We start from the raw sequence: 12,840 nt of genomic DNA on the forward strand, positions 1-12,840 counted from the left end.
AAAAAGAACAGGGCGAGGATATATAATGTCAGTTGTTTCATCATCGGTTGGTTATTTAAACGTTCAGCAATCAATATCCGGGGTTCTGTATCAGATTCGGGTTGGCGCTCATGTCCGTTGTCGGGATCGGATACAGGTTAAATTTGGCATCCACACTGCGGCCGTCCATGACCCCGCCCTTCCATTGCCACGTATAGGCATTTCCAGTAAAACGTCCAAACCGGATCAGGTCAGTACGGCGGGTACATTCCCAGAACAGCTCCCGTCCGCGCTCAGCGAGAATAAAGTCAAGTGTCAGCTGAGCCTGCGTGATGGCCCCCGAATCATTCCCATAAGCACGTCTACGGATACCGTTGACCAGCGTTATGGCTTCCTGTACCGAGCCGCCACCGCCCCGCAATACAGCCTCAGCATACATCAGATAGACATCCGCCAGACGGATCATCGGAAAGTCCGTACTGACCAGACCTTCGTCGGTTTTATAACTGCCGTCATCCTTCAGGTTGGTAAATTTGACCACGCCATAACCCTGGCTCGATACTGAGGGATCTTCCACATCCAGCGACTGCCCATCTGTCCAGAAATCACCCCTGCTGTCGGTCCCATCAAATAGCGCTACAAATTCACGCAGCGTCCGAAAGCTATTCCAGCCTGATACCACCCCGTAATCCGAGGATTTCATGCTGCCCACAATAGGTCCGTTGACAAGGTAAGTTGTAGCGCCCCATGTCGTTGTATGATCCACATCCGCCTGGATGGGAAATATAATTTCACTGCTGCGTTTATCGTTGTCCGCATTAAACAGCTGCTTATAATCTGCATGCAGGGTATATCCTGCATCGATAATTTTTCGTGCATAGTTGACACAGTCCCCATAACGGGCCGTGCCTGTATACACCTGTGCATTCAGGTAGTTTTTGGCCAGCAGGGCCCAGGCTGCAGCACGGCTTACCCGGCCATATTCATTCTGCCGGGCTTCGGGCAGCAGCTCCGCGATCTGGGTCAGTTCCTGTTCGATAAAAGCAAAAAGATCGCTGCGGCTTATGCGCGGTGGAAAAAATGCCTTTACCGGATCTTTTTCCGTCACAAAAGGTACATGACCATACAGGTCCATGGCATGGCTGTAGGCTAGTGCACGCAGAAAACGGGCTTCGGCCGCAAAAGCTGCGATCTGCGCCTGTTCGGCCGGACCAAATGTCGCTATTTTTTCTGCTGTGGCATTGCGCAAAAATTCGTTGCACAGGGCCACTGTGTAATAAATACGGTAATACATCGCATTGACCCAAGTATCTGACGCACCCCAGGTCATGTACTGTATGTCAGTCATGTTGTCACCACCCGCCCAGGTGTAAACCACTTCGTCAGTAGGTACTTCCTGTAGATTAAAATACACCCTGAGGTATCCCCAGGAAGCGGTGCTGCCCGCCATATCGGGATCAGCATCCCCCCTGCCATTGCCGGCGACCGCAAAAGACGCATATAGTTTGGCCAGCACCGACCGATAGCCTTCCAGCGAGGTATACACCGATTCGGAAGTCGTCTCCACCGTAGGATACTGATTCAGGTCTTTTGTGCAGGACTGCCACAGCAACATCAGGCTCAGCAGTCCGAAACAATATCTCTTTATATTTTTCATTTCTATATCGTATTAAAAATCCATATTGACGCTTAGGGAGAAGGTTCTTGAGCGGGGATAAAACGAGCTGTCAAAGCCGTTTGGCACCTCTGGATCCACTCCGCTGTAGTTGCTGATGATAAAGACATTCTGGGCCACGGCACCCACCCGGAGGCTGGAAATCCTGCCGACCTTGCCAAAGCTGTAATTCAGCGTCAGATTCTCCATGCGCAGGAATGACGCATTTTCAACATAGTAATCCGAATAATACTGCCGGCTCTGAAAACCGGTATGAAAGTAGTCGCGGTGCAGGTTGTTGATCGCCGGATCCACATATTGGAGCGTTTCCCAGGCACTCAGGTTCATTTTTGTATTATTGAATACGTAATTGCCGAGGTTGGCGCGCAATGTGGTCGCTGCCGTCCATTTTTTGTAGGTCAGCTGTGTATTGAAGCCAAAAATCCATTTGGGTGCCGGCGACTGGTAGCGGTAGAGATCTTTTTCATCGATAGCACCGTCGCCGTTCAGGTCCGCATACACGCCTTCCAGCGGTTTGCCTGCTTCGTTGTACAGCTGCTTGTAGACATAAAACATATAAGGCTGATAGCCCGTAGTCAGGATCTGGATACCCCTACCGCTGACATTCGGTCCCACATAGCTGCCGACAGCAGTAGCGTCCTGCACCAGCGCAATATTGGTGACTTTCATATGTTGGTTGGTGGCATTGAAATTCACTTCCCAGCGCAGGTTGTCCTTCTGGATGGGCACGGTATTCAGCTGAAATTCAAAACCACGGCTTTCCACATTCCCCACATTGATGGTCGCGTTCTGATCAAAGTTGGTTCCCGCCGCCACCGGCACATTGGCCAGCAGGTCATGGGTCTTTCTGCTGTAGTACTCAACAGCACCAGATACCCTATTTTTCCATAAAGCGAAATCCACACCGTAGTTAAAGGCTTTGGTCGTCTCCCAGCGCAGGTCCCGGTTGTACACCATGGGGCGGTACACCAGATGGTACTGTTCTCCAAAACGGTATTGTGCATAGGCCGTTCCCTGATTATACACAGGCAGATATCCGTAGTTGCCGATCCCCTCCTGCTGCCCCGTGACACCATAACTGGCGCGGAGTTTCAGATCATCCAGAAAAGCGATGCTCTGCATAAACGGCTCCTGCGAAAGCCGCCATGCCAGGGCTACCGAAGGAAATGTGCCCCAGCGGTTTTCCGGGCTAAAGCGAGAGGTGCCATCCCTACGGACGGTGGCTGTCAGCAGGTAACGGCTGTCGTAGTTGTAATTGAGGCGCCCGTACCAGGAGATCAGTGTATGCCGCTCGTCCGATGCAATGGCCGTGGAGCGCACATCTCCAGCATCGTTGTAGTACACAATGGGCGGACGACGGGCGCTCCAGAACTGATAATCATGGCCCACCGTCAGGTCAAAGGTGCTCTTGATATCGGCAAACAGCTTATTGTAGTTCAGGTAGCCAGTAAACAGTTTGTTTTTGAGTGTCTGCTCATAGCTGTCATAGGCACCACCGATCGAAAAGTTGCTCGCGGCACTTGCCGGAATATGATTGTATCCGTCCCCCTTGGCATAGTCGTAGCCCAGGGTGAGGTGCGCTTTCAGTTCGGGGAGCACATGTAATTTGTAGTCAAGGTCAAGGTTTCCGACTGCACGGTTGACCGTGCTGCGGTGCTTTTCCTGGTTTAGCAGGCCCAGGGGATTGAGGTTGGCGCCCGTTGCCGGCAGGCCGGCGTTGTCCAGACTCTCGTAGTATCCACCATAGACATCTTTGCCCGAATAGATGGGCTGCGTCGGATTGAATGCCACTGCCGACCAGATGGCATCCGTGTTGGCAAAACGATTGTTGTTACGAGCTCCTTTGACATTCAAGTTAACGCTCAGGTGTTTATCGAAAAACGTAGGGCTAAGTACCAGGGCACCGGTCATGCGATCCGTTCTGTCGGTACGCAACGTCCCCTGCTGGTTATAATAGCCCACCGAAGCGCGAAAGGGCAAAGCGGTGCCGATCTTGCCCTGCAGGCTCAGGTTGTTGTCGGTACCTATGGCATCCTGAAAAACCTCAGACAGCCAGTCCGTGGAAGCGTTGCCCAGCAGCGCCTTCTGCGAAGCAGTCCCCTTACTATTGATCAGTCCGGCGAATTCTTCCCGTGACATCATATCGGCTACACCCAGGGCCTGCTGCAGCGATACGATCGATGAGAACGAAAGCCGTAGTGCATCGCCTTTCCCTTTCTTTGTGGTGATCAGCAAGACCCCGTTGGATGCCCGGGACCCATAGATGGCCGTCGATGAGGCGTCTTTGAGCACGGTCATGCTTTCAATATCGTTGGGGTTGATCAGGCTCAGAAAATTGCCGCTGTTGCCACTGATTCCGCCTGTTTCCAACGGCACCCCATCGAGGACGATCAAAGGGTCATTGCTGGCACTTAGCGAAGCCCCCCCACGGATGCGGATCGTGCTGCCCGATGAGGGCGATCCACTGTTGGCCATCACTTGTACACCAGCAGTTTTTCCATTGATCAGCTGTTCGGGGGAGCCCACCAGTCCACCATTAAAATCCTTGCTGCTCACCGTATTGACAGCGCCAGTCAGGTCTTTTTTCGTGGTGCTACCATAGCCTACGACCACCAGTTCGTCCAGCACCGTTCCCGCCTGCGCCATGGTGACATCCAATGTGGAGCCTGTGACAGTCAATGTCTGACTGCTGTAACCGACGATCGAAAACTGGAGCTGTGTTTTACCTTTGGGCATTGCGATACGGTATGATCCGTCGGCAGCCGTGGATGTTCCGATGGTTGTGCCGGCCACCAGCACGGTGACACCTGCGATGCCCTGCCCCTGTTCGTTGCGTACCACACCGCGGACATCCTGTTGCTGCACCAGCCCTATCCACCGGCTATCCCCACCCGGTGCTGCCTGCAGATGAGCAGTCCCCAGGCAGGATAGCAATGACAAGCCCAATACACTTGTTTTAAATGCCAAACCCTTCATATTTATCAGATTTATTCGTTTATAACTGTATTCTTTTTCCCTTTATATGTTGATTACACGCTGCGCATATACCGTGCAGCTTAGCGAAGCTCAGACAGGCCCGTGCTTCGCAGCTATTGCATTACTCCAGCCAGATGGCACCTACGCCCAACGATACACTTTCCATGTCTGCCGCCGAAAGGATCAGCTTTTCGACGGTGCCGGGGACAAACTGCGGTCCAGCTTCCGGATGAAAAAAGCGGTCGAGAAACACCGGATAAGGTGCTGGCAGCAAGGCCGTGGGCATCAGTCGCAGATCCGCCAGAGGGATGCGCAGCACGGTTTCCGCCTGCGACGCTGCTGTCACTCTGCTGGTATAGGTATACCCTTGGCTTGTCACAAAACCTATATTGAGCTTCGGATGACCGCCGCTACTTTTCAGCTGTACACACAGCTGTGTGGCAGCTGCCACACCAGCGGGCCTGCCTAGGATAGTCTGTTTGATGTCCCTTACCCAGAAGTACTGCGCCCCTTTGTCTCTGGTACCGATCTTATAGGTCCAGTACGGTAACTGCCCCGGGCTGCGTTCTGCAACAGCCTGCACATGGGCAGTTTCCGGAATCGCATAGGTCTCCAGCACAGCTTCTCTGGCGACAGGATCAAACAAAGAAATTGCCGCTTTAGGCTCATACAAATCCACTGTCCAATAGTCTCCCACCCGGTAATCCCAGTCCAGAGGATTGCCTGCACGATTGTCGGGGTAGGTATACCGTTGCCCGTCGATAAATACCGTCGCCGTATACTTCAGCTCACTGCCCTTCAGCATGGAAGCCGGCAGCTCCGCCGTGTAGCTGTAACCAGCATTGGGCATTAATTTAATATAGGGATTGTGCGCATTCCAGAAGGAGACCTCGTCCGTCTGCAGAATGATGGAATCAGGCTGCCTGTCAAAGACAAAGCGAAACTGCAGGGTGACTGGGTTTCCTTTTTCCAGCACCTCAGGCTTCTGGTGCACAAGGATAGGCTGCTGTAACGGCTGTACATGCGGTGCATGGTACTCACCCAGCAGGACATTGTTCCAGACGGTGGACGCTGTCCACCGATTTTTAGGTTGAAGACCCTTACGCTTCAGTAGGTAAACGCCGGGCGAGAGGGTGAGTTTGGTACCGTCTGCCGTGGCTGTGCCAGCCTCTCCGTCCTTTACCCCTAGCGGCTCCACGGTAAATGCACTGCCCAGGTCCGGAACACGAACATCCATATCCTGTCGCCGGTACAGGATATGTACCACTTCACGTCCGAGTGAAGGTTTGGCAAAAGGATCCGCAATTTTTTCCGCATCCGGCATGAGCTCAAGGCGCCATACGCCCGTCTCCAGGCGGTCCAGAAAGTAAGCCCCGGAGCCTGTATAACTGACTACCGGAGACCTGCCATGCCCTGCAATATGCTGCAGTCTGCGCGCGTCGACAGGATTTACATCCGTATGATTGCTATAATAATAGCGCTCGGCGGTATTCATCAATGACAAGTCCCGGCCGTAGCTGACCGTAAAGTCGCCAAAGACGGTATCCTGCGGGTAACGGCCAAATTTCTCATTACGCGGCACCCTATAGGCGACTTCCGCTGCGATCATCGTGCTCAGTGCCTTAGCAGGGGTGTAGGCCAGATTGAGGTAATGCGTCTGATATTCCGTATTGTACGCTGCAATATCCATCGGATCATAGGCAAACTGTGTGATCCATTGAAATCCTGCCGAACGAAAGGTGCGGCTCATGGCCGGATGCATATAACTGTAGAGGTTGTCTGCAGGATCATATTCATACACTGCCCGGGCCTTATTGTCAAAACCCTTCACATCTGAAAAAGGAATGCTGTACTGATCAATGTAAGGCAGGAAGTTGCCGTGGCGTTCCTTGCCGGCGACCAGCCCGACCGGGTACCATTGATAAGTAGTCCCCTGGATCGCCGAATCAAAGTACGCCCCCACATGATCCATGTTATGGCTGACATTGTAAAATATGGGCTTCTTATTCCCACTTTTCTTCATGGCAGCAACCATGCGGGCGATATAGGCTGACGTAGTCTGTACTGTACCCATGTGGCAAGGCTCATTGTTGATCTCAAAACCGATCACATAGGGATCGTCCTGATACGCATAACCTGTATAAGGGTTGACATGACGGAGCAGCTGACCGATATACCGTTCCTGTGCGGCAATAGCCTTCGGGTCGGCATGTACCTGACATTTATCATAATGATAGCTGAAAGCATCTGTATTTTCATTTTTTTCGGGATAGCCATTTCCGAAATTAGTCATCCCCGTGATCAGCATACGGATTCCTTTTTGCTGTAGCTTAAAAAATAGGTAATCAAGCAGATCCAGATGCACATTATTAATCAGATTGCCCTGCCGGTCTGATATCTCGACATCCCAGATATGGATACGGTAGGCATTATAGCCCAGACGGGCGAAGTGATAGACATCGCGGTCGATGGCCTGCTTATGGTCGATTCCCTTGTAGGCGAGTGCCCTGTATGCATGGGCAAACGGTACCGTATAATTGACGCCGTAGAAAGAAGCTTCGGCTCCTGAGTCCGACCAGCGCATCACACCCCGTTGGTCCACATATACTGTGGGTATCTTTTTACTGGCTTTCACCTGTGCCAGTAGATGGCCATAGCCAAAAAGAGCAAAGCAGCATAAAATAATTGCACGCATGGATTATCGATTTATAATTTTTGGTTATTCCTACCGCAAACCTATTCATCGACAACCTTTTTTAGCGCCACATATCGGACAAACAACAACACAAAATAGACATTTCGACCTATCCAATTTGGACATAGCAATATAAAACCCTAAATACCAACAAACTACCGATAGGTATCCATATACGATTTGGGAGACATGTCAAATTGTGCCTGAAAACATTTGGAAAAATAGGAGGCATTGGAAAAACCGACCATATACATCACTTCGGCTACGGTAAACTTCCGCTGCTGCAGTAAGAGAGCGGCCTTTTTGATCCGGATACTACGGATGTATTCCACCGGTGTATGTCCGGTGAGTTGTTTTATTTTTCTGTAGAGCTGTTTCGGGGCCACATCTGTCAGCTCGCTCAGGCGCTGTACCGAAAAGTCTGAATCATCAATATTGTCTTCGATCAGCTGCGTCACCCGTGCGAGAAATTTTTCGTCGGGCGACTGTACCGGAGCCGGCGTTGCAGGCTGGCTGATCTGGTCTATACGCAATTGGGCAGCGAGTCTCTCTTTTCGGTCGAGCAGCTGCAGCAGCTGCATATGGAGCAGCGCCATGTCGAAAGGTTTACTCATATATGCATCTATTCCGGCCGCTACCCACTCACGCTGGATCAGCTCATCATTTTGTGCTGTCAGCAGCATGATCGGTATGGTGGCGATGGCCGTTTGCTGCCGGAGTTTCCGGACCATTTCAATTCCGCCCATATGGGGCATCATGGCATCCGTGATGATGATGTCCGGCACAAAAGCGTGTCCCTCTATCAATCGCAAGGCTTCACGGCCATCGCCCACGACCACGCAATCATATGTATCCTGCAGTGTATTGCGCAAGAAATCGGCAAGCTCAGCATTGTCTTCGACGATCAGCAGCTTACGTTTGTCGTCGTTACCGCCATCATCGGGCCGATCCGTTTCAGCCATGGTGCCCAGTTTCAGCTGCAGCGTTACCTCTGTACCTTCAGGACTACTGTTGAGGCTGATCGGCCAGCCCAGCTGGTCGCAGTAGCTTTTGACGAGGTAGAGCCCCACCCCCGTGCCCTGTACTTCACTGACCTCCCTGACAGCAGAACGGTAAAATTTACTGAACACATAAGGCAGGTCATCCGGTGCGATGCCAACACCCGTATCCCGCACCGTCAGCTCCACCCCGCCTGCCGCGCTCCTGAGGATCAGCTCCACTCGTCCCCCCGGACGGTTATATTTACAGGCATTGGCCAGCAGGTTGTTGACGATCGAGTCCAGCTTGGCCACATCCGTCTGTACAAACACATGTTCCAGTTCACTCACCAAGCAGATGCTGAGGTTATCGTATTCTGGGATCTGCCGCCAGTCGTGCACGATCTGCCGTATGTGGGCGACCAGATCGATCTGCGAGATCAGCAGTCCCTGCAACGGCATTTCACGCCCCCCGGTCTGATCAAAAGTCATCAGCTCCTGAATCAAACTACTGATTTTTAACGCGTTGCGATGAACCCCATCTAGCTGTTTCTTCTTTTCGCTGTTTTTGGTCTGCCGCATCAGCTGACTTACCGGCGCCAGAATCAGGCTCAGCGGTGTTTTAATTTCATGCGATATCGCTGCCAGGAAGTCCATTTTCATCTTGGTGAGCTCCATCACCTTCCGTCGCTCACGACGTTCCCATTTCAAGGTGTTGCGCACCCTAAAAAAGTTGATTATCCAGAGCAAAAGACATAAGGCACTCAGCGCATATAGGCTTTTGGCCCAGTAGGAGGCATACCAGGGATGGCGGATCGTAATGTGATATTCGTGAATGTCGGACACCACATGCCCCGCTATATCCACTTTGGCCAGCTGCAGGTCGTAGCTACCGGGGTTCAAATTGGATAGCAGCACCTTATTGTCGCCACGTTCAAGCGGAATCCACGTCTCATTTTTGCCCTTAAAAGCATAGGCCAGACGGTAGCCTAGCTGGTTCCCATAATCGAGTCCCGAAAACTCCAGCCGCAGGTTGTTCTGGTTGTGATCCAGGCTGATGGTATTGCGGTACCGCAGTCCATAGCCGTAGTCTCCAAACAGCGCGTTGTTGACATACATGGCGGTAAGGACGATCTTTTTTGCGCGACCGTCTTCGGCCGGTGGCGTTCGGGCGGGCAGGACAACCAGTTCATCAATACCGCCCAGGATCACTTCATTCTGCGCGAGATCGTAGTACATCGACGAAATCCGCTGCCCATAGCGCAGCAATTCGGCTTTCAGACTCTGTTTAGCGATCTGCCATACCCCCGCGCTGGTGGCCACCCAGATATGGTCCTCTACCTCTACCATGGCGGTCACCTCCCCTTTCCCTACGGGGTCAAACCGTATCATTCTGCTGCTCCCATCGGCAGAAAGGCGCCTGAGCCCACCATGTTCCCCGACCCATATGGTCTGCTGCTTGTCTTTGAGCATAAAGGTAGCCTGCCGTAGTGGCCGGCCGGCGCTATCTTTGAGTTCCGTGACCTTTCCGGTGGCTGCGTCGATGCTGCTGATGCCCTTGTTGTAAAACAGCGCCAGGATCCTCCCTCTACCGTTGTCGACAATCTGGTTGGCAAAATCTTCCAGTAGTCCATCCGCTTTACTGTAATTGCGCGCGGCCGTCACTGGACCGGACGACCCCAGCAGCGTATTCCGGTTTACGACAAAGATGCCCCCCATATAGGAGGCCACCCAGAGGTTGTCCTCAGCATCCTGCAGAATATCGTAGGCCCATTTTGCATTGCGTCTGCCGGAAGCATCGACGATCACAAAGTTGCGGAACTGCCGCGACCGCTCGTCAAAGACATTGACGCCCCCGTCGGAAGCAATCCATACCAGCCCCTTGTTGTCCATATAGATATCGCGGATGCGGTTGTGCGTCAGACGGTAGTTTCCGGCATCCATCCGGTACCAGTAGCTTTCCATATTTTTTTTATCCAGCCCATGCACGCGGATCAAGCCGTTGTCGCCCCCCAGCCAGTACCATCCGTTCCTGTCACTTGCTATTTTATAAAAACGGTTGCCGTCGCTGCTGCCCGTCAGCTGGTAAATCGGCCATATTTTTTCTGTCTGCCGGTGCGACCACAGAGAAAACCCGAGGTCCGTACCCAGCCAGATGTTTTGCGAACGGTCTTTGAAGATGCTCCAAACGATATTGTTGGCCAGGGAATTCCTATTGCGCGAATCGTGTTTGACCCGCGTGACCAGCTGCTGGTCGGGCTGATAGATAAAAAGACCATCGTCGGTGCCTACCAGCAGCGTATGCTGATCCGTGGAAGCGATGGACTTGATGGGATGGTTGAGCAGCACGGGTGCCCTCCGCAATTTACGGTTTCGGCTATCGTACAGATACAGTCCATATTCCGTGCCGATATACGTGATGGCGGTGGCTGGGATCGTCAACATGGAATTTACAAACTGGTTGCTGCCCGGCTTGTAGTCAGGAAGCTGGAGCTGCACAAGCTTCTTTGCCGCGGGATCCAGTTCAAAAAGGCCGTTGTAAGCACCGATCAGGAGCCTATCCCCCACCCGGTCAAGCGCGTATACAGCTAAGCTCGCCTTACGCTGCAGGGTAGACTGGCCATAATCCGTCAATTTACCGGTTCTGATATCGTAACAGTAAAGGCCGGCGATGGCACCTATCCACAACTTGTCCCCCAGGAGCAACATCGCCCTGACATCAGACGGCCCGCCCTCCGGAAAGGGTTCAAAACGATCAGCCTGATAATTATAGATCCGCACACCCTGACCCGTACCCAGCGCAAAGCGTTTGCTATCAATCAGTGTGATGCAGTATATAAAAGTCTGAAAAGGAGAACCGGCATCGGTAACAGCCTGCAACGAATAGCCGTCGTAATTAAACAGACCATTGTTGCTACCGACCCACAACATGCCCAGGCTATCCTGCGCAAAGGAGTGTACCGTATTTGCGCTGGTTCCTAAGGAAATATTGCGAAAACGGGAATAGTCCGCAGATTGTCCAAAGACAGTACCGCTGAGCAGCGAACATAGCAACAAACAATAGAAATAGACAGATTGCATCATATACCGGTATGGTACAAACTTAATTATTTCTATTGACATACACACACCCTGCCTGCCCTTTACAGATCATGCACTAGCTTCGCCGGATGCCATGGCGGGTCTCTGCGCCAGCTCCTGCATCCAGTTATTGAAATCCGCATCCGAAGGGATTCCCAGTTTCTTTCGCAGTCTATTTTTCCGCACCTGTACCGCCCTGACGGTCACGAAGGTATATTCGGCGATATTTTTGGTCGTAAAGTTCAGAAAAGCCATGGCGCAAAACTCCAGTTCGGTGCTTCTGATAGTTGGATCCAAAGTTTTCAGGGCCTGTATAAACTCGGGATAAAGTTCAGTAAATAAAGCCAGGAACTCCGGATTATTGCTTTTTGTCAGCTCGAGCAGAGTAGCGAATTTATTTTCTCCGATCTGCTCGCTCAGTTCCCTGTTGATCGTTTCCGTTTCCTGCAGGGCCTCTTCCTTTTGGCCCAGCAACTTGCGGTTGTGTCTGACACGCCAGACAAAAAATGAGATCGCCACGACAAGCGATACCAGTGCAATGATTGAAATGGTAAGTGATTTAGTAACTTTCGTGGCAGATTCCTGATCTTTTAATTTCAGGATCTGGTTGAGCACCATATCCACGACCTGCCTATTTTCATTTTCCAGCGAATCATTGAGCCGGCTAAAAGCCAGTTCATATTCATTCGCTTTACCTTTGTCCAACTTATTGGTGCGGTAAAAATCCGCTAACTGCCTGTAAGAATACTTTATCCCATTTCTGCTGCCCATTTCCCGTTTACTTGCCAGGCTCTTTTCGTAAAAGGTTGCAGCTTTTTCTAAATTTCCTTTCTTTTCTTCCAAGTTACCCAACAAACTATACGTATTCAGAACAACTGGGATGTTATATTTCTTAACGAGGGCTAAGGACTTATCGAGATATTGTTGTGCCTGCTCAAAATCACCCCGCTTAATATACAACCGGCCCAGGTTATCATACACCACCAAATAGCGGAAGACTTCCTTCTTTTCATCATCCCCCCGCAACAGGTCCAGCTGAAGGCGGTTATATTTCTCTACGGAATCAAGCTGTCCGATCTGATCAAAAACAGTACTAAGATTTTCATAGGTAAACTGATAGGATTTTTTTTGCTTTTCGCCTGTCAGATTCCTGATCAGTCCTAGTTGCAAGCGAAACTCCCGAATTGCCTGCTGATACAACTTGAGCTCACCGTAGGCTCTTCCCCGCACCCGGTGTACTTCGGATTGCGCGAGAATATTTTCCCTGTAATATCTGGTGGTTTCAGTACGTTCAAGATGTTTCAGTCCCTCCTTAAACAGGCCCACATGCACCAGGCCTTCTGCAATCCACGAATGTGCTTTTTGCTTTACCAGCGTCATAGTTAGCTTCCTCGGACAAATTAAGGGCTTTAATGGCCGTCTCAATATATGATAACAGCTGGCCAGCATTAAATAGT

At 51.5% G+C, this 12,840-nt stretch carries 5 protein-coding genes; all 5 read right to left on the reverse strand.

Annotated elements, in window-relative coordinates; all coding sequences use genetic code 11:
- Positions 1-70 precede the first annotated feature (70 nt).
- The 5 genes from FGL37_RS00005 to FGL37_RS00025 all read right to left on the reverse strand — a co-directional run bounded on the left by FGL37_RS00005 (position 71) and on the right by FGL37_RS00025 (position 12,763).
- Positions 71-1,636 carry a RagB/SusD family nutrient uptake outer membrane protein gene (locus FGL37_RS00005; RefSeq protein ID WP_028068713.1) on the reverse strand — a complete coding sequence of 522 codons (1,566 nt, stop codon included), beginning with the start codon at positions 1,634-1,636 and terminating at the stop codon, positions 71-73.
- A gap of 12 nt (positions 1,637-1,648) precedes the next feature.
- Positions 1,649-4,630 carry a SusC/RagA family TonB-linked outer membrane protein gene (locus FGL37_RS00010; RefSeq protein ID WP_037532228.1) on the reverse strand — a complete coding sequence of 994 codons (2,982 nt, stop codon included), beginning with the start codon at positions 4,628-4,630 and terminating at the stop codon, positions 1,649-1,651.
- 121 nt (positions 4,631-4,751) lie between these two features.
- Entirely contained in the window at positions 4,752-7,325 is a 2,574-nt protein-coding gene (locus FGL37_RS00015) for a glycoside hydrolase 5 family protein (protein ID WP_028068715.1), read from the reverse strand.
- Positions 7,326-7,480: 155 nt separating this feature from the next.
- On the reverse strand, positions 7,481-11,386 hold the full coding sequence (locus FGL37_RS00020) for a hybrid sensor histidine kinase/response regulator (RefSeq protein ID WP_051606517.1): 3,906 nt from the start codon (positions 11,384-11,386) through the stop codon (positions 7,481-7,483).
- 66 nt (positions 11,387-11,452) lie between these two features.
- Entirely contained in the window at positions 11,453-12,763 is a 1,311-nt protein-coding gene (locus FGL37_RS00025) for a tetratricopeptide repeat protein (protein WP_051606519.1), read from the reverse strand.
- Positions 12,764-12,840: the final 77 nt, after the last annotated feature.

The sequence above is a fragment of the Sphingobacterium thalpophilum genome (genome assembly GCF_901482695.1).
GTDB lineage: Bacteria > Bacteroidota > Bacteroidia > Sphingobacteriales > Sphingobacteriaceae > Sphingobacterium > Sphingobacterium thalpophilum.

Coding starts and splice junctions, on each gene's coding strand:
- FGL37_RS00005 (WP_028068713.1), bottom strand. CDS start 1,636: ATGAAAAATATAAAGAGATATTGTTTCGGACTGCTGAGCCTGATGTTG.
- FGL37_RS00010 (WP_037532228.1), bottom strand. CDS start 4,630: ATGAAGGGTTTGGCATTTAAAACAAGTGTATTGGGCTTGTCATTGCTA.
- FGL37_RS00015 (WP_028068715.1), bottom strand. CDS start 7,325: ATGCGTGCAATTATTTTATGCTGCTTTGCTCTTTTTGGCTATGGCCAT.
- FGL37_RS00020 (WP_051606517.1), bottom strand. CDS start 11,386: ATGATGCAATCTGTCTATTTCTATTGTTTGTTGCTATGTTCGCTGCTC.
- FGL37_RS00025 (WP_051606519.1), bottom strand. CDS start 12,763: ATGACGCTGGTAAAGCAAAAAGCACATTCGTGGATTGCAGAAGGCCTG.